This window comes from Atopomonas hussainii (genome assembly GCF_900109735.1).
Lineage (GTDB): Bacteria > Pseudomonadota > Gammaproteobacteria > Pseudomonadales > Pseudomonadaceae > Atopomonas > Atopomonas hussainii.
Genome location: NZ_FOAS01000001.1, coordinates 200,402 through 226,348 on the forward strand (window position 1 = coordinate 200,402; position 25,947 = coordinate 226,348).

The 25,947-nt window shown below is 62.5% G+C and carries 26 protein-coding genes; 18 read left to right on the plus strand and 8 right to left on the minus strand.

What is annotated here, in order from left to right; translation table 11 throughout:
• The first annotated feature begins 125 nt into the window (after positions 1–125).
• Positions 126–1,667 carry a phosphoenolpyruvate carboxykinase gene (locus BMX80_RS00930; protein WP_074864180.1) on the plus strand — a complete coding sequence of 514 codons (1,542 nt, stop codon included), beginning with the start codon at positions 126–128 and terminating at the stop codon, positions 1,665–1,667.
• A gap of 59 nt (positions 1,668–1,726) precedes the next feature.
• On the opposite strand, the gene BMX80_RS00935 is transcribed toward BMX80_RS00930, so the two are convergent.
• Positions 1,727–2,101: a winged helix-turn-helix transcriptional regulator gene (locus BMX80_RS00935; RefSeq protein ID WP_074864182.1), complete on the minus strand. Its 375-nt coding sequence runs from the start codon at positions 2,099–2,101 to the stop codon at positions 1,727–1,729.
• Between the two features lie 109 nt (positions 2,102–2,210).
• On the opposite strand from BMX80_RS00935, the gene BMX80_RS00940 reads away from it, so the two are divergent.
• Positions 2,211–2,813 (plus strand): nitroreductase family protein, encoded by a 603-nt coding sequence (locus tag BMX80_RS00940; RefSeq protein ID WP_074864184.1) that lies wholly within the window; start codon positions 2,211–2,213, stop codon positions 2,811–2,813.
• Here the strand turns inward: BMX80_RS00940 and BMX80_RS00945 are convergent.
• Complete coding sequence (locus BMX80_RS00945; RefSeq protein WP_074864186.1) at positions 2,810–3,760, minus strand: CobW family GTP-binding protein; 951 nt, start codon at positions 3,758–3,760, stop codon at positions 2,810–2,812. The two genes, BMX80_RS00940 and BMX80_RS00945, sit on opposite strands and share 4 nt — an antisense overlap.
• Before the next feature lie 97 nt (positions 3,761–3,857).
• Here BMX80_RS00945 and BMX80_RS00950 point away from each other — a divergent pair, with 97 nt between their 5' ends.
• The gene (locus BMX80_RS00950; RefSeq protein ID WP_074864187.1) at positions 3,858–4,343 is read left to right on the plus strand and encodes a GNAT family N-acetyltransferase; all 486 of its coding nucleotides are present in this window, start codon (positions 3,858–3,860) and stop codon (positions 4,341–4,343) included.
• A gap of 31 nt (positions 4,344–4,374) precedes the next feature.
• On the plus strand, positions 4,375–4,734 hold the full coding sequence (locus BMX80_RS00955; protein ID WP_074864188.1) for a hypothetical protein: 360 nt from the start codon (positions 4,375–4,377) through the stop codon (positions 4,732–4,734).
• Between the two features lie 32 nt (positions 4,735–4,766).
• Here BMX80_RS00955 and BMX80_RS00960 read toward each other — a convergent pair whose 3' ends face one another.
• Complete coding sequence (locus tag BMX80_RS00960) at positions 4,767–5,408, minus strand: DUF1826 domain-containing protein (RefSeq protein WP_074864190.1); 642 nt, start codon at positions 5,406–5,408, stop codon at positions 4,767–4,769.
• Positions 5,408–6,613 carry a zinc metallochaperone GTPase ZigA gene (gene zigA / locus BMX80_RS00965; protein ID WP_074864191.1) on the minus strand — a complete coding sequence of 402 codons (1,206 nt, stop codon included), beginning with the start codon at positions 6,611–6,613 and terminating at the stop codon, positions 5,408–5,410. The genes BMX80_RS00960 and zigA overlap by 1 nt, the downstream gene beginning before the upstream one ends.
• A 94-nt stretch (positions 6,614–6,707) precedes the next feature.
• Here zigA and folE2 point away from each other — a divergent pair, with 94 nt between their 5' ends.
• The 6 genes from folE2 to BMX80_RS00995 are packed head-to-tail and all read left to right on the plus strand — an operon-like array spanning position 6,708 to position 11,760.
• Positions 6,708–7,598: a GTP cyclohydrolase FolE2 gene (folE2, locus tag BMX80_RS00970; protein WP_074864193.1), complete on the plus strand. Its 891-nt coding sequence runs from the start codon at positions 6,708–6,710 to the stop codon at positions 7,596–7,598.
• Positions 7,595–8,260, plus strand: coding sequence for a metal ABC transporter ATP-binding protein (locus tag BMX80_RS00975; RefSeq protein ID WP_074864194.1), 666 nt, complete (start codon positions 7,595–7,597; stop codon positions 8,258–8,260). The genes folE2 and BMX80_RS00975 overlap by 4 nt, the downstream gene beginning before the upstream one ends.
• Positions 8,260–9,120 (plus strand): metal ABC transporter permease, encoded by an 861-nt coding sequence (locus BMX80_RS00980; protein ID WP_074864196.1) that lies wholly within the window; start codon positions 8,260–8,262, stop codon positions 9,118–9,120. Before BMX80_RS00975 ends, BMX80_RS00980 begins: the two co-directional genes overlap by 1 nt.
• Positions 9,121–9,132: 12 nt before the next feature.
• Positions 9,133–10,002, plus strand: a complete 870-nt coding sequence (locus BMX80_RS00985) for a metal ABC transporter substrate-binding protein (protein WP_074864198.1) — start codon at positions 9,133–9,135, stop codon at positions 10,000–10,002.
• Positions 9,999–10,430, plus strand: coding sequence for a phosphoribosyl-AMP cyclohydrolase (gene hisI / locus BMX80_RS00990; protein WP_074864200.1), 432 nt, complete (start codon positions 9,999–10,001; stop codon positions 10,428–10,430). Before BMX80_RS00985 ends, hisI begins: the two co-directional genes overlap by 4 nt.
• On the plus strand, positions 10,423–11,760 hold the full coding sequence (locus BMX80_RS00995) for a dihydroorotase (protein ID WP_074864202.1): 1,338 nt from the start codon (positions 10,423–10,425) through the stop codon (positions 11,758–11,760). Before hisI ends, BMX80_RS00995 begins: the two co-directional genes overlap by 8 nt.
• Positions 11,761–11,885: 125 nt before the next feature.
• Here BMX80_RS00995 and BMX80_RS01000 read toward each other — a convergent pair whose 3' ends face one another.
• The 4 genes from BMX80_RS01000 to BMX80_RS01015 form a co-directional block, all read right to left on the minus strand.
• A complete protein-coding gene (locus BMX80_RS01000; RefSeq protein WP_074864204.1) occupies positions 11,886–12,278 on the minus strand; it encodes a DUF1850 domain-containing protein in 393 nt (130 codons plus the stop codon).
• The gene (locus tag BMX80_RS01005) at positions 12,272–14,302 is read right to left on the minus strand and encodes a TRAP transporter permease (RefSeq protein WP_074864205.1); all 2,031 of its coding nucleotides are present in this window, start codon (positions 14,300–14,302) and stop codon (positions 12,272–12,274) included. The genes BMX80_RS01000 and BMX80_RS01005 overlap by 7 nt, the downstream gene beginning before the upstream one ends.
• A gap of 166 nt (positions 14,303–14,468) precedes the next feature.
• Positions 14,469–15,425: a TAXI family TRAP transporter solute-binding subunit gene (locus BMX80_RS01010; RefSeq protein ID WP_074864207.1), complete on the minus strand. Its 957-nt coding sequence runs from the start codon at positions 15,423–15,425 to the stop codon at positions 14,469–14,471.
• A 155-nt stretch (positions 15,426–15,580) separates the two neighbouring features.
• The gene (locus BMX80_RS01015) at positions 15,581–15,931 is read right to left on the minus strand and encodes a DUF3147 family protein (protein WP_074864208.1); all 351 of its coding nucleotides are present in this window, start codon (positions 15,929–15,931) and stop codon (positions 15,581–15,583) included.
• Positions 15,932–16,129: 198 nt separating this feature from the next.
• On the opposite strand from BMX80_RS01015, the gene BMX80_RS01020 reads away from it, so the two are divergent.
• The 8 genes from BMX80_RS01020 to BMX80_RS01055 are packed head-to-tail and all read left to right on the plus strand — an operon-like array spanning position 16,130 to position 25,945.
• Positions 16,130–16,699 (plus strand): acyl carrier protein, encoded by a 570-nt coding sequence (locus tag BMX80_RS01020; protein ID WP_074864211.1) that lies wholly within the window; start codon positions 16,130–16,132, stop codon positions 16,697–16,699.
• 8 nt (positions 16,700–16,707) lie between these two features.
• A complete protein-coding gene (locus tag BMX80_RS01025) occupies positions 16,708–17,985 on the plus strand; it encodes a beta-ketoacyl-[acyl-carrier-protein] synthase family protein (protein ID WP_074864213.1) in 1,278 nt (425 codons plus the stop codon).
• Positions 17,986–17,988: 3 nt separating this feature from the next.
• On the plus strand, positions 17,989–19,053 hold the full coding sequence (locus BMX80_RS01030) for a hypothetical protein (protein WP_074864215.1): 1,065 nt from the start codon (positions 17,989–17,991) through the stop codon (positions 19,051–19,053).
• Entirely contained in the window at positions 19,050–20,342 is a 1,293-nt protein-coding gene (locus tag BMX80_RS01035) for a beta-ketoacyl-[acyl-carrier-protein] synthase family protein (protein ID WP_074864217.1), read from the plus strand. The genes BMX80_RS01030 and BMX80_RS01035 overlap by 4 nt, the downstream gene beginning before the upstream one ends.
• The gene (locus BMX80_RS01040; protein WP_074864218.1) at positions 20,339–21,547 is read left to right on the plus strand and encodes a beta-ketoacyl synthase N-terminal-like domain-containing protein; all 1,209 of its coding nucleotides are present in this window, start codon (positions 20,339–20,341) and stop codon (positions 21,545–21,547) included. Before BMX80_RS01035 ends, BMX80_RS01040 begins: the two co-directional genes overlap by 4 nt.
• 19 nt (positions 21,548–21,566) lie before the next feature.
• Entirely contained in the window at positions 21,567–24,434 is a 2,868-nt protein-coding gene (locus BMX80_RS01045) for an aminotransferase class III-fold pyridoxal phosphate-dependent enzyme (RefSeq protein WP_074864219.1), read from the plus strand.
• A gap of 9 nt (positions 24,435–24,443) precedes the next feature.
• Positions 24,444–25,184 carry a 3-oxoacyl-ACP reductase family protein gene (locus BMX80_RS01050; protein ID WP_074864222.1) on the plus strand — a complete coding sequence of 247 codons (741 nt, stop codon included), beginning with the start codon at positions 24,444–24,446 and terminating at the stop codon, positions 25,182–25,184.
• Entirely contained in the window at positions 25,181–25,945 is a 765-nt protein-coding gene (locus BMX80_RS01055) for an SDR family NAD(P)-dependent oxidoreductase (protein ID WP_074864223.1), read from the plus strand. The genes BMX80_RS01050 and BMX80_RS01055 overlap by 4 nt, the downstream gene beginning before the upstream one ends.
• Positions 25,946–25,947: the final 2 nt, after the last annotated feature.

The following is a 25,947-nucleotide window of genomic DNA, read 5'->3' on the forward strand; positions in this document are numbered from 1 at the left end:
GATTTGACTGGCTACATCTGGCATAATCCGCGCTCTTTGCCGCAGCCCCCTTGCATCCAGCCTCTGCGGCAAACCTGTCGCACAGTGAATTACCGGAGGAATCGGCCCCCGCCGATGGTAACTAGATGACCGATAGCAACATTCGCGTTTACACCGACATTAGCGCCGCTGAACTGGTAGAACTGGCCGTTCGCCGCAGTGAAGGTGATCTCGCCGATACCGGCGCACTGGTAGTCAAGACCGGGGCCCGCACTGGCCGTTCGCCGATGGACCGCTTCATCGTCGAAGAAGCCAGCACCAAAGACGCCATTGCCTGGGGCAACATCAACCGCCCGTTCCCGGCCGACAAGTTCGATGCCCTGTGGGAGCGCGTGGAAGCCTACCTCGAAGAGCGCGACAGCTTTGTATCGCACGTGCACGTGGGCGCCGACCCAGAGCACTACCAGCCGGTCCGTATGACCACCGAAACCGCTTGGCACAACCTGTTTGGCCGCGTGTTGTTCGTCCGTCCGGACAACTACAACCCCAAAGGCAAAGAAGCCTGGCAGATCATCAACGCGCCGCATTTCGAATGCGTACCGGAGCGTGATGGCACTAACTCTGAAGGCGTGGTCGTCCTCAACTTCGCCAAGCGCAAAGTGCTGCTGGCAGGCATGCAGTACGCCGGCGAAATGAAGAAAGCCATGTTCGCCGTGCAGAACTTCCTGCTCCCAGAAAAAGACGTACTGCCGATGCACTGCGCCGCTAACGTCGGTGATGACGGCGACGTGACCCTGTTCTTCGGCCTGTCTGGCACCGGCAAGACCACTTTGTCTGCCGACCCGAGCCGCTTCCTGATCGGCGACGACGAGCACGGCTGGGGCAAAGGCACTGTGTTCAACATCGAAGGCGGCTGCTACGCCAAGTGCATCGACCTGTCGCAGAAGAACGAGCCAGTGATTTGGGACGCCATCAAGTTTGGCGCCGTGCTGGAAAACGTCGTGCTCAACGAGCAGCGCACTGCTGACTACGCCGACGACAGCCTGACCCAAAACACCCGCGCCGCTTACCCGCGCGAGCACATCGAGAAGCGTGCCGAGCTGAACCGTGCCGGCGAGCCGAACGCGGTGATCTTCCTGACTTGCGACCTGACTGGCGTACTACCGCCGGTGTCGATCCTCAACAACGAGCAGGCCGCTTACCACTTCCTGTCTGGCTACACCGCGCTGGTGGGCTCGACCGAAATGGGCTCGGGCGGCGGCATCAAGTCGACCTTCTCGACCTGCTTCGGCGCACCGTTCTTCCCGCGTCCGGCTGGCGAATACGCCGAGCTGCTGATCAAGCGCATCAAAGAGTTCGGCTCTAAGGTCTATCTGGTTAACACCGGCTGGACTGGCGGTGGTTATGGCGTTGGCCAGCGTTTCAGCATTCCCACCACGCGTGGCGTGATTGCTGCCATCCAAAGTGGCGCGCTGATCGACACCGAGACCGAGCACCTGGATATCATCAATCTGGACGTGCCCAAGGCCGTACCGGGCGTTGAAACCCAGCTACTCAACCCCCGCAACACCTGGGCCGACGGTGCCGCTTACGACGAAGCCGCCAAAGCCCTGGCCAAGCAGTTTGTGGATAACTTCCAGAAGTTCGATGTCTCCGAGGCCATCAAGGCCGCCGGCCCGCAGCTGTAAGCGCCGCGCCAGCGAACAAAAACGCACCCCGAGGGGTGCGTTTTTTTATGCCTAAACCGTTATGCGTTTGGCGCCTGCCACTGCGCCTCATCGCAACGCTGCGGCTCGCCACCGGCCTGCAAAAACGCCTGCCCCCAAACCTTTAGCTCGGCAATCACCGGCGCCAGCTGCCGACCCAGATCGCTCAAGGCGTAATCCACATGCGGCGGCACCACAGGGTGCACGGTGCGCACCACCAGGCCATGGCTCTCCAGCTCGCGCAGTTGTTTAGTCAACACGCGCTGGCTGATGCCCGGCAACAGCCGTTGCAATTGATTAAAGCGCTGCGTGCCTTGCAGCAAATGAAACACGATCACGCCTTTCCACTTGCCGCCGATCACATCCAGCGACACTTCCACCGGGCAACCGGAAAACACCTTCTGCGCCTCTGTCATGGGATAGTTACCTTTAGGTATGTATAGGCCATAAAAGTGCATACTTACACGATTGCAGGCATTGCACTAGCATGCCCCTGACTTACCTACCCGTCAGGAGCAAACGCCCATGCATATCTTCGAAGCCATCGAAAGCCGCCGCGCGGTGAAACACTTCGACCCCGAACACCGCCTAAGCGCCGCCGAACAAGCCCAGCTGTTTGAGCTGGCGCGCCTCTCGCCCACCGCGTTTAACCTGCAGCACTGGCGTTTTGTGGTGGTGGAAAACCCCGCCCTGCGCGAGCAAATTCGCGAAGCAGCGTTGGGCCAAGCGCAAGTCACCGACGCCTCGCTGTTGATTGTGCTGTGCGCCGATCTGAACGCCTGGAGCAAGCAACCCGAACAGCTCTGGACGCACGCCCCCAGCGCAGTACAAGACTTCATCGTGCCCTTAATCGACGGCTACTACCGCGACAAACCACAGGTGCAGCGCGATGAAATCATGCGCAGCTGCGGCATCGTCGCGCAGACCCTGATGCTCGCCGCACGCGGCCTAGGCTACGACAGCTGCCCGATGGATGGCTTCGACTTCGCGAAAGTCGCCGAACTCATCCAGTTACCGGAAGACCACGCCATCAGCCTGATGCTGGCGGTGGGCAAAGCCACCCAGCCGGCCTGGCCACGCGGCGTGCAACGCCCGCTGGGCGAGGTGGTCATCCGCGATCGCTTCTAAGCCTGGCTGGCGCAGCACTGACGCAGCGACTGGCTCAGTGCTGGCGCGTCCTGCGGCTGGCTAAAGATCAGCTCTAAGCGCGAGTCGCGCCGCCACGGGCTGGGCTGCCAGTCGATAGCTTGGCCGGGGGTGAGATTACAAGCGGCGGCACCTTCGACGGTTTGTACTATGCCTTTGGCGCGCAGGTAACGCTGCCCCTGCAGCCAATCGCTTAACGCCGACAAGTTAAAGCGCTGGCTGGGGTGCCAGCGCCAGCCGATGCTCCAGCCTTCTTCGCGCTGTTGGATAGCGACGATGGGCTGGCTGGGGTCGAGCCACACCTCGCCCAATGGCGCGCCTGCGCTGGGCAACAGCGGGTTACCCGCCTGCGCCGCACTTAACACCGCTGGGCACGGCGTCTGCCCGTGGCTGATCAGTTGCGCATTGGCAAAGCGTGCCTGCACAGCCTGCCGCTCGGCAGTACTGAGCAGCTCACTCTTGTTGATCAGTAGCGGCGCCGCGCTGGCCAGACAGTCTTCAAGTTGTTCACTGAGCGGCTCGTTGCGCTGCAAACGCTCGGCGTCCAACACCACGCACACCGGCTGTAGCGCCAGCACGCCTTGCCACGGCGGCGCGGCCAGTTGCGCGGCCAACGCGGCAGGGTGACCAAGGCCAGAGGTTTCAATAAACAAGCGCTGCGGTTTGGCTTGGCGCAGCAAGCGGCTTAAGGTCACGGTGAGCGGCGCGCCATTCACGCAGCACACGCAGCCACCGGCCACTTCGGCCAACTTTGCACCTTGGCCGCTGCCTTCTAGCAAAGCGGCATCCAGACCGATCTGGCCGAATTCATTGATCAACACCGCCCAGCGCTCATCGGCCGGTTTATTGGCTAACCAATAGCGCAGCACGCTGGTTTTACCCGCGCCCAACGAGCCGGCAATTAAGGTGGTGGGGATGTTGACCAACATGTGCTTGCGTGTCCTTGCGGAGACACTGGTTTAATCAGCGCCTCGGTATAAAAATATTCAGCTTAACCATCTTACCGGCTTGATCAGGATGATCCCTATGCCCGCCTTTACCGCTCGCCCCGTTACCCCGGCCGACTTGCCGCTGATTAGCGGTTTTGCCGAGAGCGCCGAAACGCTGTTTTACTTCTTCCCTAAGGCGCACTTTCCCTTAGGTGCCGCGCAGCTCGCCAGCGCTTTGGCCGAGCGCCAGCACGGCATCGTACTACTCCGTGACGAGCAACCTGTGGCCTACGCCAACCTGCTCAAGGTAGTGCCCGGCGAATACGCCAGTTTGGGCAACCTTGTCGTTGCGCCAGCGGCGCGCGGGCAAGGTGCGGCGCGCGCCTTGATCGAGCATCTTGAGCACTTAGCCCGCACCAACTTTGCCATCCGCGAGCTACGCGCGGCCTGCTTTAACCACAACAGCGCCGGCCTGTTGTGCTACCAACAACTCGGCTTTAGCCCCTTCGCCATGGAGCCCCGCCAAGACTGGCAAGGCCGCGCTGTGATGCTGCTACACCTGCGCCGAGCTATCCCATGCTAGGCTGCGCGCAGATTTTTTGGAGCTAGCGGTTATGCGTGCAGGGTTAGTGTTAGCGATGTTGCCGTCTTGGGTGTGGGCGCAAGCCTGTGTGGTGGAGACGCCCATTGATGACCACCAAAGCGTGCGCCTGTGCCAAGAGAACGTGAGCATTCCTAAGCAGTTGTTCAGTAGCGGCTTTTGTCAGCCGCAGCTCAAGGGCAAAGTGGTGACCGTAAGCTTTGTCGAGCAGTGCCCGGCGGAAAGCTACGGCGTGTGCCGCAATGCACAAGTGCAAGGTACGCCGTATCGCCAGCATATTCACTATTACGGGCATGCCAGCGACGGCGTTTATTTAAGCGTGGCCTGTGAAAAGCAGTATCACGGTCAGTGGCACGACTTAGGGAGGCGTTGATTAAATCTACGCCTCCTTAGCGAAAGCCCACATCACGCCAACCAGTCCATCGTTAGCAACAAGCGCCGTGCGCCATCGGGCACGGCGGGCGAGCGGTGGATAAGCCCGGCGCCTTCGTTGCCTTGCCACTTTTCCCCTTTGGCTAACGCCACCCAACCGGCTTGCAGATGTTGTGCTGCGCTGGGGTCTTGCGGCTCGTGGGCTGCAGAGCCGAGTTGGCGGCGATCCATCGCGCCTTCGAGCAACCATTGGCTAGCCGGGCCGCTGTAGGTGCTGATCAGGCGCAGCGGCACATGATCGACATGCCAACGCGGACACATGGGGCTGGCTAGACTGCGCAAACGCATGCCAATGCGCTGCGCGCCGAGCAGGCAGACAAAGGCATTCATCAGCCAATCCAAGTCGGCGCAAAACTCGGCGTAGCCGGGCAGCTGCGCACCGGGGATGGCGTCACCCAGCGGCGTCAGCAAGCCTTCGCCATCCGCTTCGCAAGTAAAAGCCAGCGCCAGCTGCGGCTCGGCGAGCAACAACTGCTGAGCAAAGGCGCTGACCTTCGGGCTTAATTCGCGCTGCCAGACGGCCAAGTTAACGCTGTCGTCCAACACATCGGCGAGCACCGCCGGGCTGGCGGCCAAATGCTGCTGTGGCGGTTGGCGTAGCTTGAGGGCATACATTAGGCTGCTTCCTCGTGCCACGCGCCGAACGGATCGGGCAAGCGCCGCCAGCTGTCGATGCCGGCGGCGTATTCCGCTTCGCTTAGCAGGCAGGCAGCCAGCTCGGCGCGTAGGCGCACAAAGTCGATGTTCTGGCCAATAAACACCAGCTCTTGGCGGCAATCGCCGTGCTCACCCAGCCAATGTTGCGCTACTAAGTCGCGGCCTTCGGCATCTTGCGGCCAGTTGGCGCGCGGCACATAACGCCACCAGCGCCCGGCGTAGCCGTAGCGCATCAAGCCGCCAGCCTGCGACCAACTGCCGGCTTCCTCGGGCTTGCTAGCCAGCCAGAAATAACCTTTGGAGCGCAGCAGGCGGCCGTTGCTCCACGTTTGATTCAAGAAGTTGAAGAAGCGCTCGGGGTGAAACGGCCGACGCGCTTGATAGGCGGTGGAGGCAATGCCGTATTCCTCGCTTTCCGGCACGTGCTCGCCGCGGATTTCTTTTAGCCAACCTGGGGCTGCCGCGGCGCGCTCGAAGTCGAAACGGCCAGTGTTGAGGATCTGCTTAAGCGGCGCTTGGCCCATCACCATCGGCACAATCTCGGCGTGGGTATTCAGGCGGCGCAGGATGGCGCTGAGTTCTTCACGCTCAGCTTGGCTGATCAGGTCGATCTTGCTGATCAGCAGCACATCGGCGAACTCCACCTGCTCGATCAGCAGGTCGGTGATTGAGCGTTCATCGTCCTCACCCAGCGTTTCGCCTCGGCTGGCCAGTCTTTCGGCGGCGTGGAAGTCACGCAGAAAGTTCACCCCGTCGACCACTGTGACCATGGTATCTAGCCGCGCCATGTCGGCCAGGCTCTGGCCTTGCTCATCGCGGAAGGTGAAGGTTTCCGCCACCGGCAACGGCTCGCTGATGCCGGTGGATTCGATCAGCAGGTAATCGAAGCGGCCTTCTTGGGCAAGGCGGCTGACCTCGGCCAGCAAGTCTTCGCGCAGGGTGCAGCAGATACAGCCGTTGCTCATCTCCACCAGTTTTTCTTCGGCGCGGTTCAGGCTCACATCGCGCTGCACTTCGCTGCCGTCGATGTTGATCTCGCTCATGTCGTTAACGATCACCGCCACGCGCAGGCCATCGCGGTTTTTCAGCACATGATTGAGCAAGGTGCTTTTGCCGGCGCCTAAAAAGCCAGACAACACAGTAACGGGTAGGCGGGTATCCATGGGATGAGTCCTGCGGTTTGACGATGGGTGTGTTTTTATATTGTTATAACATAACATTTCTAACGCAAGACCCACCCGACCAACCGAGCCTTCTATGACCGCCGCCCTGCCCGATATTGCCGCGCAACTTCACCCCCACGCCCAGCCGCTGGACTGGGTTGGCATGCAAGGTATCGCCTTGCCCATTCAGCTACTGGGACATACCTTGGCCGCCAAAGTGGATGCCGGCGTGAGCTTAGATACCCCCGGCGTGCGCGGTATTCATATGTCGCGCTTGTATCTGGCTTTGGAGTCGCTAAGTGAACAGCCGCTCGACGTTGGCGGGCTGCGCGCCGTGCTGCAACAGTTTTTGGACTACCACCAAGGCATGGCGCAGCGTGCGTATATCCGCCTGCACGGCGAGGTGCTGATTCAACGCCCGGCGCTGGTGAGCCCGCTGTCTGGCTGGCGCGCCTACCCACTGAGCATTGCCGCGGAGCTCGGCGCCAACGGTTTGCAGCTGAGCTTGACCCTCGACATCGGCTACTCATCCACCTGCCCGTGCTCGGCGGCATTAGCGCGGCAGCTGATTCAGCAGCAATTTGCGCGCTATTTTGCGGGCAAAAGCTTCGATCATGCTGCCATCAGCACATGGCTCGGCAGCGCTGAAGGGATTGTCGCCACGCCGCATAGCCAACGCAGCACCGCCACCTTGCAGCTGCAACTGGCACCCACGCTGAGCAATCTGCCGATTGCCCAGCTGCTAGATAGCGCCGAAAAAGCCCTTGGCACCGCGCTACAAACCGCCGTTAAACGCGCCGACGAGCAAGCCTTCGCCTTGGCCAACGGGCAAAACCTGATGTTCTGCGAAGACGCCGCGCGGCGCCTGCATAACGCACTGGAAAACCACCCCGCGCTGCTGGGTTTTGACCTCACCGTGGTGCATGCCGAAAGCCTGCATGCGCACGATGCCGTGGCGCGCAGTCGCTGGCAGGCGCCGTTATGATTCGCTGCCATGCGCTGCAATGGGGGCCTGCGGGGCGCCCGCTGACCCCACCGCTAAGCCTCGAGCTGGCGGCCGGCAGTCTGACCGGCATCATCGGCCATAACGGCTGCGGCAAAAGCAGCTTGCTTAAGGTACTGGCCGGCTTGCAGCCGCCGCTAAGCGGGCGGCTAGAAGTGCGCTGCCAACGCCCCGGTGGCAGCGCCTTACTGCCGCAGCAACAGGGCTTCGACCGGCAGTTTCCGCTGCGCTTGCGCGAGTTAGTCGCCAGCGGCCTATGGCGCTCGCAACAGCCGCGCGCCACGCGGCAAAGGCAACTGGAGCAAGCACTCGCGCAGTGGCAGATCAGCGCGCTGGCCGAGCAGCCCTTGGCTGAGCTCTCTGGCGGGCAGCTACAACGTGCGCTGTTGGCGCGACTGGAGTTGTGCGACGCCGAACTGCTGCTGCTCGACGAGCCCGAAGCCGCGTTGGATGCCGACGGGCAAACCCTGCTCTGGCAGCGCGTGCACGCCTGGCAAGCGCAGGGCCGCACCGTGCTGGTGGTCAGTCATGGGCTTAGCCACCTGAGCACGCGGCTGGACAACGCCTTGCTGCTGTCGGCCCACGGCTGCGTGTACGCGCCGCTTAATCAGCTACGCAGCCAGCCGCACTATCAGGTGGCCTGATGTTCGACGCGCTCTGGCAGCCGTTTGCCGAGTTTGCCTTTATGCGCCGCGCCTTGTTCGGCGGCATCGCACTGGCCAGCAGTGCCGCGCCGCTGGGGGTGTTCCTGATCTTGCGGCGCATGAGCCTGATTGGTGATGCGGTCGCCCACGGCATTCTGCCCGGCACCGCGTTGGCCTTTCTGTGCTTTGGCCTGAGCCTGCCGCTGTTGGTGCTCGGCGGCCTAACTGCCGGCTTGGGCATGGCGTTATTGGCTGCCTGGGTGAGCCGTCGCACTGGTCTGCGTGAGGAGGCCAGCCTCGCGGCGATCTACCCCATCTCGCTGGCCGGTGGCGTGCTGCTGCTTAGTTTGGCAGAGCAAAAAATCGATCTGCTGCACTTGTTGTTTGGCTCGGCGCTGGCGGTGGATGCGCACACCTTAACCGCCATGCTGGCCGTCGCCGGGCTGAGTTTGGCACTGCTCGCCCTGATCTATCGGGCGCTACTGCTGGACACCCTAGACCCGCTGTTTCTGCGCAGCGTGAGTCGCCTTGGGCCGCTGGTACATGGCCTGTTTTTGAGCCTCGTGGTGCTCAATCTGGTGATCGGCTTTCACGCCATCGGCGCGCTGATGGTGGTCGGCTTAATGCTGCTGCCGGCGGTGGCGGCGCGTTTTTGGAGTCGCCACTTACCCAGTCTACTGCTGCTTGCCGCACTGCTGGCCGCTGCCTGCGTGTGGCTGGGCCTGCTGCTGTCGTATTACGCCAACCTGCCCAGCGGCCCGTGCATCGTGCTGCTGGCCGGCGCGGCCTACCTGTTTTCCGTGCTGTTTGGCCCTGTGCATGGGCTGTGTCGCACCCCGGCTTTGCCTCACCCAACCTAAAAGGAACCCTGCATGCGCGCCTTGATCGCTTGCCTCTTGCTGCTGCTCAGCAACGTTACTGCCGCCGAACCACTCAAGGTGGTGACCAGTTTTAGCATTCTCGCCGACCTAACCCGCGCCGTGGGCGGCGAGCATATTCAGCTGACTAACTTAGTGGGCGCCGACCAAGATGCCCACCACTTCGAACCTAGCCCGGCCGATGCGCGCCTGCTGCAACGCAGCGATCTGGTGATCAGCAATGGCTTGGGCTTTGAGCCATGGCTCGCGCGCTTACTGGCCAGCAGCGAGAGCAAGGCCGCGCACATTGAAGCCACCCGCGGCATTGTGCCCCTGATGACCGACGAAGACGGCCAGCGTGTACCCGACCCGCACGCTTGGCAGAGCCTGACCAACGCCGAGCTGTATGTACGCAACATCGCCGCGGCGCTGAGCCAGCATGACCCGGCCAACGCCCGGCATTACACCGCCAACCGCGATGCCTACCTCAAGCAGCTGCACGTGCTGCTGCAACAGGCCACACAGCGCTTTGCCAACGTGCCGGCCAGCCAGCGCACTATCGTCACCAGCCACGATGCCTTTGGCTACCTAGGCCAAGCATGGCAGCTGCGCTTTATTGCCCCGCAGGGTTTAACCACCCACGACGAGCCCAGCGCCGCCGAAGTGGCCACATTAATTCGCCAGATTCGTCAGCAAGGCGTGCGCGCCGTGTTTGTCGAGAACATCCGCGATCCGCGCTTAATTGAGCAAATCGCCGAAGAAGCCGGCGCCAGCGTAGGCGGCACCTTGTATTCCGACGCCCTCGCCGCCGAAGGTCCGGCCAGCAGCTATCTGGGCATGTTCCGCCACAACCTCGACACCCTGTTAGCAGCACTGGCGCCATGAGCCTGTGGCAGCAACTGGAATACGCCGCTGCCGGCACGCAGCGGCCACTGCTTGAAGTGCTCGACGCCCTGCCGTGGAACGACGCAGGGCTAATCGCCGCCATTGCTCAGCAACACGACAGCGGCGCAGTGCTGATGCTGGCATGGATGAACCGCGCCGCGCTGGAGGAAACCCTCACCAGCGGTTGGGCCTGTTATTGGTCGCGCTCGCGCCAACAGTTGTGGCGCAAAGGTGCCACCAGCGGGCACCGCCAACGGTTAATCAGCGCGCACCTCGATTGCGACGGCGATGCCCTGCTGCTGCGTGTTGCGCAACACGGCGGCGCCTGCCACACCGGACGTGCCAGCTGCTTTTATCACACGCTGGATCAGCACGGCTTAACCGTCAACTGCGCCGCACCAAGCCACGAGGGCAGCGCCAATGGCTGATGTACTGATTCGCAACGCGCGGGTCGTTAATGAAGGCCGCGAGTTCGACGCCGATGTACTGGTTAGCCACGGGCGTATCGAGCAGATCGCCAGCAGCATCCAGCGCGCGGCCAAGCGCGAAATCGACGCCCAAGGCCAATACCTGCTGCCCGGCATGATTGATGACCAAGTGCACTTTCGTGACCCCGGCGCGCCGCACAAGGGAACCTTCGCCAGTGAGTCTGCCGCCGCAGTAGCTGGCGGCATCACCAGCGTGATGGACATGCCCAACACCCACCCCGCCACCCTCACGCTAGACGCGCTAGCGGCCAAAGAGCGGCGCGCTGCCAGCTGCGCGAAAACCAATTATGCGTTTCACTTTGGCGTTAGCCACGACAACCTCGACACCGTGGCGCGCCTCGAGCGCAACCGTGTGGCGGCAGTGAAAGTGTTTATGGGCGCCAGCACCGGCAACATGCTGGTCGATGATTTGCCCTCGCTGGAACGACTGTTTCGCGACTGCCCCACCCCGCTACTTACTCACTGCGAATACACGCCGCGCATCCGCGAGCGCGAGGCGCAGTGGCAAGCACGTTTTGGCGACGACATCCCCGCCGATCAGCACCCGCTGATTCGCGATGCCGAGGCCTGCTATCAATCCTCCAAGCTGGCCGTCGAGCTGGCCAAGCGCTTCGGCACCCAGTTGCATGTGTTGCACCTGACCACCGCCCGCGAGTTGAGCCTGTTCCAACCCGGCCCACTGGCGAACAAGCAGATCAGCGCAGAAGTCTGCGTCCACCACTTGTTCTTCGATGACCGCGACTATGCCGCGCTCGGTCACTTGCTCAAGTGCAACCCGGCGGTGAAGCAAACCAGCGACCGCGCGGCGCTACGCCAAGCGCTGCTGTGCGATCGACTGGATATCATCGGCACCGACCACGCGCCGCACACCCTTGCAGAAAAACAGCGCCCCTACTTGCAAGCACCCGCAGGCTTGCCGCTGGTGCAGCACGCCTTACCAGCACTGCTGGAGTTAGTCGCCGACGGCGTGCTGAGCCTGCCGCGCTTAGTGGCAAAAACCAGCCATGCGGTGGCCGAGCGCTTTGCCATTGCCCAGCGTGGTTATGTGCGCGAAGGCTATTGGGCCGATCTGACCTTGATTGAGCGCTTAGCCGAGCCGCGCCCGGTAGAGGCCGAGCCGATTCTGGCGCACTGCGGTTGGACACCCTTCCAGGGCCGCCGCTTTCGCCATGCGGTGCGCACCACGCTAGTCTCCGGCCAAGTGGCGTGGCACGCCGGGCGAGTGCAAGAGGACTGTCAGGGCTTACCGTTGTTATTCCAACGCGCTTAAGGGCTCGTTAAGCCCGCAAAAAGAACAAAACCCCCGCAGGCCAAGGCCCATGGGGGTTTTCCTCTTACGCCGCGCGAGGTGACGCGGGCGGCTAGCACGGCTTGTGGCCGTACTTACCTGACTAATCAGGGGGAGTGCACCGCGCAACTCCACAGTTCCAGCGCCGGTTCGGCCGCTTGTGGCGGGCCGAGCCAAACACTGAGGGCTTGGCAGCGTCCATCGACGCATAGCTGATAATCGCCGGCCTCGGGGGTACGCCCCAAGCGCAGCGGTTGCAAGGGTGGCACTTGGCGCAGGTAATGCCAAGCTCCCTCGCGTAGGGTGGCGTCGGCCGGGATTTCCATACCGGCGCCACTGCCTTTCACCCGCGCCCAGCCCAGCTGCAAACCGGCTGGCGTGACGCGGTAATCTTCTTCCCAACGCACCTTTTCGATGCTGTGTTGCCAGGCCAAGCTGAACTCGGCCACCGGCAACTCGGCCCACACGGCCCCGGCTAAACCCATGCACAGGCCTAGCACGCGGCGGCCTCGGCGCGCCGCTGTTGCCACCAGTGCAGGCCCAGCACACAGGCCGCTAAGGCAAAACCAATTTCATCGGTCACCGGCAGCGCCACAATCAAGCTGCCGCCGGCCGCCAAAGCGAGCAGACGCTGCCACCACGGCAACACGCCACGCCAATAACCAATCGCCGCCATGCCCCACAAACCAATCGCCAGCACGGCTTTGCCGATTAAATACAGGGTAGCCAGCACGCCGGCATCCCCCTGCAACATCAGCGCTGGGGCGTAGACGGCCATGAAGGGGACGACAAACCCAGCCATGGCGATACGTACCGACCACAAACTGATCTTTAAGCCCTTCTCGCCAGCAATCGGCGCGGCGGCAAAACAGGCCAGCGCCACCGGCGGAGTAAGGTCAGCCAAGATGCCGAAATAGAACACGAACATGTGCGAGACCAACAAAGGCACGCCGAGTTCCAACAAGGCCGGCGCGGCAATCGAGCTGGTGATGATGTAGTTGGGAATGGTCGGAATACCCATGCCCAGCACCAAGCAGGTGAGCATGGTCAGCAGCAACGAGAGGAACAGGTTGTCACGGCCTAGCTCCAGAATGTATCCGGCAAAGGTCGTAGCCACGCCGGTGAGTGAGATCACGCCAATAATCACCCCTACCAACACGCAGGCGATGCCCACCGGCACGGCATGCCGCGCGCCTTCTACCAAGGCATGCAGGCACAGGGTTAAGGTGTCGCGGCCACCTTTTACCCACCAGCACAGGCCGATCAGCGCGGCGATCACAGCGAACACTAAGGTGATGCCGAGCTGAAAGAAGCCCGCGCAGATCAGCCCCAAGGCCACCCAAAAGGCCACGCGCAGCTTGAACGCCGACACGCGCAAAATTACCGCCGAGCCAAGAATCACAATCGCCGTGAGCGCCAAGCCCACAGTGCCGGAGAACAGCGGCGTGCGCCCGGAGAACAGCAAGGCAATCAGCACCAACAGCGGAATCAACAGGTACCAGCGCTGCTTAAGCGCCGCCCATGGGTTGGGGCATTGGTCTTTCGGTAGGCCGACCAGCGCGGCGCGCTTGGCCTCTAAGTGCACCATCCAAAATACCGAGCCGAAGTACAGCAAGGCCGGCACCAGCGCCGCCTTGGCCACCTCCACAAACGGCACGTTGATGGTTTCCGCCATGATGAACGCCACCGCGCCCATCACCGGTGGCATCAACTGGCTGCCCATGCTCGCCGTGGCTTCCACGCCACCGGCAAACGCCGGTTTGTAGCCAAAGCGCTTCATCAGCGGAATGGTGAACTGGCCGGTGGTGACCACATTGGCCACGCCCGAGCCGGTGATGGTGCCCATCAATGCAGAGGAAAACACCGACACCTTAGCCGGGCCGCCCAAGCGGTGGCCAAACAAGCCCATGGCGAAGTCGGTGAACAGCTTGATCATGCCCGCTTGCTCTAAAAACGAGCCGAACAGAATGAACAGAAAGATATAGGTGGCCGACACATAGGTGGGCGTGCCGTACAGGCCCTCGGTGCCGAAAGACAGCTGATTGACCACCTGATCGAGGCCATAGCCGCGGTGCGCCAAGTCGCCGGGCAGGTATTGCCCGAGCAGGCCGTAGGCTAAAAACGCCGCGCAAATCAGCGGCAGTGCTGGGCCCATCACGCGGCGCGCGGCCTCAAACACTAAGCCAATCAGCAGCAGGCCGGTGAGCATGTCGAGGTCGGTCAGCTCGCCGCTGCGCTGAATCAAATCCGCCTCAAACCACCACTGATACAGCCCGGTGGCCATGCCGGCCAAACCGAGCAACCACGCTAGCGGCCGCCACGGCCGCGCACGGCCCCACAGCGGGTAGCAGAGAAAAATCAGCAGCAGCAAAAAACCCACATGCACCGAGCGCAGCACCTGCGTCGACACCGGGTGATAGGCCGCCGTGACAATTTGAAAAACAGAAAACAACAACGCCACGGCAAACAGCGCCTTGGGCCACTGTGCGGGGCTTTGCTCAAGATCGTTAGCAGGTGCAGACATACGCCACTCGCGGAGCTAGTGCCGGCAGGCTAGAAACCCAGCCTGCCCGCCTGAAGAAAAATACCCTTGCCCAGCAGAGCACCGGACGAGAGAAACCGGCGCTTCCTCACCGCTCGGCAAGGGCGGGGTTAATGCGCTACGCCATCACGCAGCACTGCCCCGGCACTTAGGGCAATAAGCCCTGCTCCTGATAAAACTTTTCCGCCCCCGGATGCAGCGGAATCGGCAGACTCTGCGCGGCAGCCGCGAGGTTGATGTCTTTGGCCGCCGAGTGCGCGGTGACTAAGCGCGGCAAGTTGTCGAACATCAGCTTGGTCATTTGATAGGCAAGTTCATCCGACACACCGCTGTGGCTAACCAAGATATTGGTGATCGCCACAGTGGCCACGTCGGCGTCTTGGCCTTCATAGGTGCCGGCCGGAATGCTCGCCGGCTGGTACGCGGCATTGCCAATCTTGGCCACCACGTCAGCGGGCACGGCGACAAACTCAATCGGCATCACCGAGGCCAAATCACGAATCGCCGCCATGCCCAAACCGGCGGACTGCAAGGTGGCATCCAGCTGGCGGTTTTTGATCAGCTCCACCGACTCGGCGTAAGGCAGAAACTCCACCTTGCCCATGTCCTCGTAACTCAGGCCCGCCGCTTTGAAGATGGCGCGGGCGTTTAGCTCGGTGCCGGACTTCGGTGCACCCACCGAAATGCGCTTGCCCTTGAGGTCAGCCAACGTCTTGATGCCCGACTCACCACTGGCAACGATCTGGATGTAATTGGGGTAAGTGCCGGCAATCGCGCGCAGCTTCTTCAGCGGCGCTTTAAAGCCTGCTTCGCTGTCGCCTGCCCACGCATCGGCCACCGAATCACCCAGCGCTAAGGCCAGCTCACCGCGCCCGGCTTGCAGCAGGTTGAGGTTTTCTACCGAGGCTTTGGTGGCCTGCACCGAGGGCTTAGCGCCGTCGATATGCTCGCCATACAACTGCGACAAGGCCACGCCAATGGGGTAATACACACCGCTGGTGCCGCCGGTAAGAATGTTAATAAAGGTCGGTGCAGCGAGTACTGCGGTGCTGGCCGTGAGGGTGGCAGCAGCCGCAAACAGGCCGAGGCGCTTGGCTAAACGCATGAGGGTTTCTCCCAGTCGTGTTGGATTTGTTGTTCGACGGGATGGGCTATTGCAGGGCCTGTGCCAGCGCCTGCAACGCTCTAGCGCGGGTGTTTAGTCAGAACAGCTGGCGGATATCCGCCAAAAGCAGCCTTTACCGTGGCGAAAACCCGCCATCAATACAGATGCACGCCCCACAGCCGTAATGCCCACGCCAAGGCAAGAAAGCACAACGCGGTGATCGCGCAGCAAGCCAACAACGCCAACCAAAAGCCCAAGCGCGGCAGCAAAAAGGGAAAGACTAAAAACATCGGCAAGGTCGGCAGCACATACCAAAAGGTGTACCACGCGTGGTTCTCAATCTTGCTCAGCGGCTGTTGCTCGACATACAGCCAAATCAGCGTCAGCACCGTGACCAGCGGCAGCGCCGCCAATAAGCCCCCCAGCCGATCACTGCGCTTGGCCAGCTCAGAAACCAGCACCACTAAACCGGCTGTAATCAGGTATTTGCTGATCAGATACGCCATGCCGCAAGCCCTCTAAACCGGGATTTTCGCTCTGCTGTGTGAGCTAGACCGCAGTGCCACGACCGTTTAGCGCCAAATGCCCTCGCAAGGGTTGACTCTCCCCCTAAGGAGAGACTTTAGCGTGCCCGGGCTGCGTGAATGCCCCGCGCTAGAGCGCAGCGCTTTCACCTCGTGTATGGCTCATAAAAAGGAGTTGATATGAACAACCCACTGGATCTGAACGCCGTCATCACCAGCACTCGTAGCATCCTAGCTCAACTTTTGGCACTCGACTTGGACGAAGTCGAAGCTGATCACCGCATCGTCGATGACCTGTCCGCCGACTCGCTGGATATCGTTGACCTGAGCTTCCAACTGGGTCGTAAGTACGGCTGCACCCTGCCCAAAACCAGCGTACTGGAGCACGCCAGCGAACTGAATGGCGACCTCGACGGCCTCGTCGAAAACAAAGGCCTCACCGCCAGCGGCGTGGCCTTGCTGCGCAACAGTCTTAGCGCTTACAGCGCCGAACAACTGCGCGTCGGCATGAAGCCCACCGAAGTGTTTGCGCAAACCACCGTGCGCAACTGGGCGCAGCAGTGCCACAACCTGTTCAACTACCTACCCGATACCTGCCCGCAATGCGGCTCGCATCACGCAGCGGTCAACGAGCGTGAACAAGTGGTGTGTGGTGACTGCAGCGGCCGCCTAACCCCACTGGATGGCGATGACGTTTCGCGCCAGCTGGTTGCGGGTTTTATGGCCACACAAGCCGGCGAGCCAGCCTAGGAGGTCACATGCTGGCCCGCGAAGTTCACGTCACCGGCTACGGCCTAGTAGCGCCTATGGCACTCAATGCCCAGGCGCTGTTTACCCGCCTCTGTGAGGAACAATCGTGCATTCGCGCGCATCCGCTGTTCGTCGAGCTAGGCTTCGCCAACACCGCCGCTGGCTATCTCGATAGTCAGCAGTGGCAAGCCATCTATGCCGCGCTGGAGCAACCCTGCGGCGGCCAGCCGCGTCAGGCCGCGCTGGCGCAATATGTCGCCGAGCAGGCCCTGCAGCATGCCCAGTTCGACCGGCAGAGCTTAGCCAAGCCACGCAGCGGCTTGTTTATCGGCGCCAATAAATACTGTGCCAGCGCCCAAGAGCTCGACGTGGTTAGCCAGTACTTTGATGCCCACGGCCGCGTCGATCTGGATGCCTACCTCGATCACCCGAGCAGCCAGCGCGAACCTTTCGCCTGGCGGGTCGATCAGCAAACCCAACACCTAGCGGACTACTTAGGCGTTGGCCAACACATCGCCACCCACGCCGATGCGTGTGCCGCCGGCACCATGGCCATCGGTAGCGCTTACCGCGCGATTGCCGACGGTCATCTGGATATTGCCCTGTGTGGCGCCACCGAACTGATGGCCAATGAGCTGCCTTACTACATGTTCAGCAGCCTCGGCGCCTTGTGCGCGAAGGGCGATTGGCCCGCAGACACGCAAAGCCGGCCGTTTATGCGTGATCGCTGCGGTTTTGTGCTCAGCGAAGGGGCCGCGATGTTGGTGCTGGAATCCCGCGAGCATGCCGAACGGCGCCAAGCCGTATCGCTGGGTCGAGTGCTCGGCTACGCCAACCTTTGCGAAGCCGAGAAGATGACCTCCAGTAGCCGCGACGGCAGTAAATACGCCCTGTGCATGCAGGCGGCACTGGCCGATGCCGGCCTAACGCCCGGCGAGATTGATCAGGTCAATCTGCACGGCACCTCCACCGCCGTTAACGACAGCTGTGAAGCCCTGGCGCTGGAGCAAGTGTTTGCCGACCACCTCGCGCAGCTGCAGCTGACCGCCAACAAGTCTGCCGTTGGCCACTCGCTGGCTGGCAGCGGTGCCATCGAAGCGGTGCTGTCGCTGCAAAGCATCGCCCACGGCGTGCAGTTGCCGACACTCAACTACCACGCCGACGGCGCGCAATACCCGCACCTGAACCTGCACGCCCAAGTGCAAACGCAAACCGTCAACACCGTGCTGTCCAACTCCTTCGGGTTTGGCGGCATCAACAGCGCCATCGTGCTAGGGAGAGCCTAAACCATGACCCAACCAGCTCCCCGCGCGGTTTACCTACAGGCCAGCAGTCTGCTGAATGCCGCCGGTAACAGCGTCGACGCTTTGTTCGGCCCCGCGCCCACACCCAGCCCGTTAGCTTTTGCTAACCAAATAACCGCCTTTCACGTCGAGACCCCAGCGCTTGAGCGCCGCCTCTACGACCGTAAGATTCAGCGCAGCGTCGAAGACCAAGGCCTGCGCCTGCTCGACTGCGTAGCCCGCTTGGCGCCCGCCGTACAGGCCCTGCCAAGCGCCCCCGAACGCTTAGCCCTGTGCGCGGCATTACCGGAAGTCGATGCCCCGAGTCCCTGCTGGGATGCCATCGCCGCACTGGGCGAAAACCCCGACGCCCTCTTGGCTAGCCTGTTCAACAACACCCCACCGCTGCATGCGCTGACGCTGCTCAACAGCAGCGTGATGTCCTATGTCGCCGAAGCCCTCGCCTGTCACGGCCCGATGGCCGGTTATTGCGCGCAAGAAAGCGCCGCCTTCGACGCGCTCTACGAGGCGTGGCAACTCCTGCGCGAAGACCGTGCCGACAGTGCGCTGGTGATCAGCAGCAGTCCTAACCTGACCCCCGCCGTGTACCTGCGTGAAGAAGCCCAGCCACCGCTCACACCATTGGGCGAAGGTGCCGCCGCGCTGCTACTTAGTCAGCAGCCGAGTGCCGACGCTTGGCAGATCAGCGTGCAGCACTGCGTGCGCGCCTATTGCCCTGTTGGGGCAGATGCCTTGGCCATTGCCCAAGAGCGGCTAACCGCCTGCCTGAGCCAAGCGCACCTGCAATTGAGCGACTTAGCGCTGGTGGTGGCCGACCCCAGCGACCCGCTGCTACAGGCCCTGTTACCCGGCTGCCGCTTACACAGCAGCCGCAGCCACACCGGCGACCTCGGCGCCAGCAGCCCGCTGACCGACATCGCCTATGCCTGCGCCCACCCCAGCCACACCGCCGCGCAACAAGCGCGCTATGTGCTGCTGTGCAGTCACAGCCGACAGGGCCACCTCGGTCTGTTGCTACTGCACCTTAGCCCTCAGGAGGCCCACGCATGAGCCGCACACGGATAGTCATCACCGGCATGGGCGCCGTCACCGGCTTCGGCTTCGAATGGCCCAGCCTGTGGCAGCGCATGCTTAAAGGCGAACACTGCGTCCGCCCTTGGCAGCCGGAAGAACTCAGCGACGACAGCTTCCCAGTGCGTTATGCCGCACCAGTGGATATGCAACAACTGCCCACGGAGCTGGCCGAGCACCCGGCTTGGCACACCGACTTGGAACGCCGCACGCGCTTTGGTTGGATCGCCGCCAGTCAGGCGGTACGCGACAGCGGTCTTAACGCCAGCGCCCTGCAACACGCCGCCGTGCTGACCGCCTCTGGTGCGCCGCAACACATGCTCGCCGACATGCGCCTGAGCTTAAACGGCGATGCAGCGCCAAGCTGGCAAACGCTGTTCGCGCAACGCGCGGCGCTGCATCACGAAGGCACCTTCCGGCAAAGTAATGACCGCCTAGCACGCGTGATTGCCGACGACTTTGGCTGCTGCGGCCCGGTACTGAACATCAGCAGCGCTTGCGCCGGCGCCGCGCAGGCAATCGGCAATGCCTTGTATTTGCTGCGTCGTGGCGAGGTACAGGTGGCCGTGGCCGGCGGTGCCGATTCGGTGCTGAATCTGGATACCCTAGGCGCGCTGTACCTGCTTGGCGCGGCCAGCAGCGAGCAACGCTGGGGCGCCGACCTGTGCCGACCGTTCGACCGTGATCGCAGCGGCCTGGTGGCCGGTGAAGGCGGTGGCTTCTTGGTCTTGGAAACCCTTGAGCACGCCCTGGCGCGCGGCGCCACCCCCTACGCCGAGCTGCTCGGCTATGGCAGCAGCTTAGATGCTTACCGCGTCACCGCTCCGGAGCCGAATGGCCGCGGGGCCATTTTGGCCATGCGTGCGGCGCTGGCCGATGCTCAACTGGCGCCGACACAGATCGACCTGGTTAACGCCCACGGCACCTCCACACCGCTCAACGACGCCACGGAAACCCTAGCCATCAAGCAAGTGTTTGCCGAACAGCAGCACTATCAACGCCTGCGCGTGTGCGCCAACAAATCGCAATTTGGCCATTTGATTGCCGCCGCCGGCGCACCCGAGCTGATCTGCAGTGCGTTGAGCTGTCGCGATGATCGAATCCCGCCAACCGTCAACCTGCAGCACCCCGGTGAAGACTGCGATCTGGATTACTGCGCCAACCAAGCCGTAGACCAGCCGGTGCATTACGCGCTGAGTAACTCGTTTGGCTTCGGCGGGCTGAACACCGCGCTGGTGGTCGGCAAATATGTGGAGGCACGCTTATGAGCCCCGCCACTTCAGCCATCGCCATCAGCGGCGCCGGTTGCGTGCTGGCCACCGGCTGGGGCAGCGCGGCGCTCTGGCAAGCCGCCCAGCAAGCACAAAGCGGTATCAGTGCCCTCGACAGCCCACTGCTGCACAGCCGCAAAATACCTACCTACGGACAAATCAGCGCAGCCACGCATCAACGCAGCTTGGCCGATTTAGCCCCTAATCTGCGCCGCTACAGCACCCCGGCGGTGGTCTGGGGGGTGAGCGCCTTGCAACAAGCACTCAACGAAGCACAACTGGAGCCCGCGAACAGCCCACTGCGTTTTGGTTTGTATTGCAGCCAAGGCGGTTACACCCACCCGGCGCTGGACGCCTACCACGAGCTACTGCGGGAATGCCGCCAGGCGCACGGCCTCGACGCCGTGCAACTGAGCCGCCGGGTGCTGCGTGATAACGCCTTGAACCCGTTTTTAGTGCTCACCAGCCTAAGTAACGGCCTGCCCGGCGTGGCCAGCCTTAACTTGCAACTGCAAGGCGAGTGCAACGCCTTTATGCAAGGCGTGTCCGGCAACTTGGCCGCCCTGCGCACCGCTTGCGAAGCCTTACAGGCAGGCCGCGTGGATGTTGCGCTGGTGCTGGCCGCCGGTAGCGAGCTAGACCCACTGGCCCTCGCCAAGCTGGCCCATGGGGGCGCGATCAGCCACAACGGCAACGCCCACTACCAGCCCTTCGATGCCAACGCCCAAGGCGCCATCGGCGGCGACGGCGCGGTGGCTTTGGTGCTGCGCCGCCAAGCCGATTTGCCCGCAGGCCCGCACGTCACCCTAGATGCGTTGGATGGCCACGCCGACTTTGCCCGCTTGCCACTACCGCAAGCGCCAGACGTGCTGTGGTGCAGCAGCCGCGCGCAACCGAACGACGACCGCGCTTTATGCGCCAGCCTGCGGCGCATCGCACCCAAGCAAATCAGCGCCAGCCAAGGCTTGACCGGCTGTCTGAGTGGCGCGCCCAGCTTGGTCGATGTGCTGTTAGCGCGGCGCAGCCTCGAGGCGCAATGCGTGCCAGCGATCTGCGGCCTAGAGCAACCAGTCGCTAACGATCTGCCACTGGCCCGCCAGCGCAGCACGCCGGCTGTGCTGCGCCGCGCTGCCGTGCTGAACCGCGACAGCAACGGTTTCAGTGCCTGTTACCACCTGACCTATCACCCGCTTAGTGCCTAATTCAAAGGAAGTGCTTGTCATGGATTACCGCGATTACGTTCGCCCCAAATACGTTGAGCTGATGCAGGCGCTGGGCTTGCAGCAGCAGTTTCATCGCGCCAGCGGCAGTCAATTGTTTTACCGCAACGCCGACGGCGCCGAAGTCGCCGTGGATGACTTTCTCGGCGGTTACGGCGCCGCGCTGTTCGGCCATAACGACCCCGAGTTCGTCAGCCAATACTGCCAATTGCTCGAAGCGCAGATCCCGTTCAACGCCCAGATGTCGGTGCGCGGCGCCGCTGGCGAGCTCGCGCATGCCCTGAGCGATGCGCTGAATGCCGAGCTAAACAACCGCGAGCGCTACATCAGCACCTTCTCCAATAGCGGCGCCGAAGCCGTAGAGATTGCCGTCAAGCACGCCGAATACTGCCGACAGAAGCAATTACAAGAACAGTTCGATGCGCTGGACTACCAACTGGCACAGCTGAGCAGCGGCGAGCAGGCCTATCAACTGCTCGATCTAGCCAGCCTCGACATACCCGCCGGCCTACTGCCGGCTTCGCTGGACAGCGCCACGCTGCGCCAGTTGGCTGAAGCCCTGCGCCAACACAACCTGCAAGTGCTGCAAAGTGCGCCGGTGTTCGTCGCCCTTAAACGCAGCTTCCACGGCAAGCTGGTGAATACCGTGCAGCTGACCCACGGCAAGCAATACCGCCAGCCGTTTGCACGCTTCGGCCTGCAGGTCGATTTCCTCGACCCGGCGCAGCCCGAGCAGTTTGCCCAGCTGCAACAACGCCACCAGCAAGCTTGGCTGAGCCTGCAAGCCTGTGCAGAAGGCTGGCAATTGGTGCGCCATGCGCAGTCGCGCATCGCCGCCGTGCTGCTGGAGCCGATCCAAGGCGAAGGCGGCATCAATGAGTTCCCCGCCGAGTTTTATCTGGGCGTGCGGCGCTTCAGCAACCAACTGCAATGCCCGCTGATCATCGATGAAGTGCAGGCCGGCTTCGGCCGTGCCGGCAGCCTGCTGGCGAGCAGTCAGTTCAATCTGCAAGGCGATTACTACTGCTTATCTAAGGCGCTCGGCGGTGGTTTGGCGAAGATCGCCGTGACCCTGATTCGCGCCAGCCATTACCAGCCCGACTTCAGCTATATCCACAGCTCGACCTTTGCCGAAGACGACGTGTCCTGCCAGATCGCCCTCAGCGCCCTGCGGCGTCTGCAAGCCAACGACGGCGCCATGCTCAAGGACATCGCCCACAAAGGCGCCTACCTGAAAAGCGCGCTACAAGAGCTGCACACCGCTTACCCCGAGGTGATCGCCGATGTGCGCGGCCGCGGCCTGCTGCTCGGCGTCGAACTGCACGACCTGAGCAAAACCGGCTCGCTGGTGCAGATCTCCGCGCAATACAACGAGGCGCTGGGCTACATCATCGCCGGCTACCTGCTGCAACACGAAGCCTTGCGGGTGGCGCCGTCGGGCAGTAACTCCAACGTTATCCGCCTGGAGCCACCGGCGTGCATCAGTTTGGCGCAGATCGATCGTCTGATCGGCGCTTTGCAGCGGGTTTGCGAACACTTGCGCCGCCGCGACTCGCTGCCGCTGGCCGCAGGCGTGTGCGCCGATCAGATTCCGCAACTGGCCGAGCGTGGCGAGCAGTTCAGCACCGCCGCCGCCCCAGCGCTCAACGCGCACCCGGCGGTGGTGACTAAGGTGGCGTTTATCAACCACCTGATCGACGCCGACATGCTCAGCGATGTTGATCCCTCGCTGGCGCCACTGAGCCCCGAACAAAAACGCAGCTTTATTCAGCGCATGGCGCCGGAACGGCGTTCGGCACCGATTGGCCCGGTACTGATCCGCTCGCGCCTAGGCACCGCCGTGGAGTTCAGCCTGTACCCCTTGTGCATGGACTCCAACGCCATGTCGGCCTACTTGGCCAGCGGTGATCTGGAGCCGATTCGCCGCGAGATCAGCGAGCGCATCAAAGATGCCCGCGCCGACGGCTGCCGGGTGGCCGGTTTGGGTATGTACACCTCGATCGTCACCAATAACGCGCAAGCACTACAGATCAATGACGTGGCACTCACCTCAGGCAACGCACTGACCATCGGCATGGGCCTGGAAGCCATTGAGCAGGGTTGCCAGCAACAAGGCCTGCAACTGAACCGCGAAACCGCTGCTGTGGTAGGCGCCGCTGGCAACATCGCCTCGACCTATGCCTCGCTGTTGTCGCGCCAGGTCGACCAGTTAATTCTGATTGGCAGCGGTCGCGATGGCTCGCTGCGCCGACTGGAGAAAACCGCCCAGCTGATCTACGCCGACGCCGCCCGCGCGGTGCTGCAAGGCAACACCCATGACGATATCTTGGCCGACCGCCTGCAACGCCTGAGCGGCTTCGATCGCTTACTGGCCGAGCATGCCAACAGCCCTGCGCTGGGCAAGCAGGTATTCGAGTTCGTCGCCCAGCATGCCAACGCAACGCCCTTCATCACCCTGAGCAACGACCTCAGCACCTTGCAGCAGGCGCGCATCGTGCTGTGCGCGGCGAATGCCGCTGAGCCGTTCTTGGGCGCCGAGCATTTCGCCGAAAACAGCGTGGTGTGCGACATCGCCGTGCCGCTCAACGTGGTGCAAAGCATCGGCACACAGCGCCCCGACGTGCTCTACATGCACGGCGGCATCATGCAGACCCCGCTCGGCGATGGCCTGCCCGCGCATGTGCGCGCCTATCTGCAGCACGACCAGTTGTACGCCTGCATGGCCGAGTCGGTGCTGATGGGCCTAAACGGCACGCGCCAGCATTTCTCCTACGGCGATATCGACCGCGAGCAGGTGCAGCAGATCCGCGCCCTGGCCGCCGCGCATGGCTTCGGCTTGGCGCAATTCAAAACTGCTAACTCTCTGTAAGGACAGCCCATGACTCAGCCCATTGCCATCGTCACTGGCGGCAGCCGCGGCATCGGTCGCGCCATCGTGCGCAGCCTAGCCGCCGCGGGGTATCAGGTGGCGTTTACCTACCAGCGCGATCACGTCGCCGCCGCCACGTTGCTGGAAGAACTGCGCTGCGCTTACGCGCAGGCCAGTTTCAGCGCGCACGCCTGCGATATCGCCGAGCCAACGAGCATTCAGCACTGCTTTGCCGAGATCGAAAGCCAATACCCGCGCATCGACCTGCTGGTGAACAACGCCGGCATCACCCGCGATGGCTTACTCGCCAGCATGCCGCTGGCTGACCTGCAACTGGTGATTCAAACCAACCTGATCGGCACCTTGCTGTGCTGCCAGCAAGTGCTGCCGAGCATGCTGCGCCAGCGCCAAGGCTGCATCGTCAACCTCAGCTCGGTGGCGGCGCAGAAACCCGGCAAAGGGCAAAGCAACTACGCCGCTGCCAAAGGCGGTGTCGAGGCGCTGACCCGCGCTCTGGCGGTCGAGCTGGCGCCGCGCAATATCCGCGTCAATGCCATTGCCCCGGGCATCGTTAATACCGAGATGAGCACCGCGCTGGTGGCTAGCCAAGCCGAGGCCATCCACGAGCGTTTGCTGGTTAAACGCTATGCCGAACCCGAAGAAATCGCCCAAGCGCTGCTGTTTATCGCCCAAGCGCACTACCTCACTGGCGAAGTGATCGCCCTCAACGGCGGGTTGAAAATGCCATGAGTACACCACGCACCTTTCTGATTACCGGCGCCGCCAAAGGCATTGGCCGAGCGATTGCCGAAGATTTGGCCACCGACAGCGCACACCGTTTGATCCTCCTCGATATGGATCTCGACCACCTGTGCAGCTGGGTCGACAGCCAGCCATGGCCGGCGCAGATCGAAGCGCATGCCGTCGACATCAGCAACCTAGAGAGCCTGCAAAGCCTGCTTAACGAGCTCGGCCAGCGCATCAGCCACGTGGATGTGCTGGTCAACAGCGCAGGCATCTGCAACGAGAACGAGCCGGAAGACCTGATCAATTGGAAACGGGTGATCGACGTTAATCTCAACGGCACCTTCTACGTCACCTCGCTGTGCGTGCCGCTGATGGCCGATCACGGACGCATCATCAATATCGCCTCGATCCTCGGCCGCGCTGGCAAGGTGCGCAACAGCGCCTACTGCGCCTCGAAACACGGCATGGTCGGCATGACCAAAGCGCTGGCACTGGACTTAGCGCCTCGGCAGATCACCGTCAACGCCATCCTCCCGGCGTGGGTCGATACCCCCATGCTGCAACAAGAGTTGGCCATGCAAGCGAAGATTGCCGGGCTCAGCGCCGAGCAAATCCAACGCAATGCGCGGAAAAAACTGCCGCTGCGGCGCTTTATTGCCAGCGCCGAAGTGGCCGCGCTGGTGCGCTACCTGATCAGCCCCGAAGCCGGCGCACTGACGGCGCAAAGCCTGCTGCTCGACGGCGGCGTTGGTTTGGGGATGTGAGC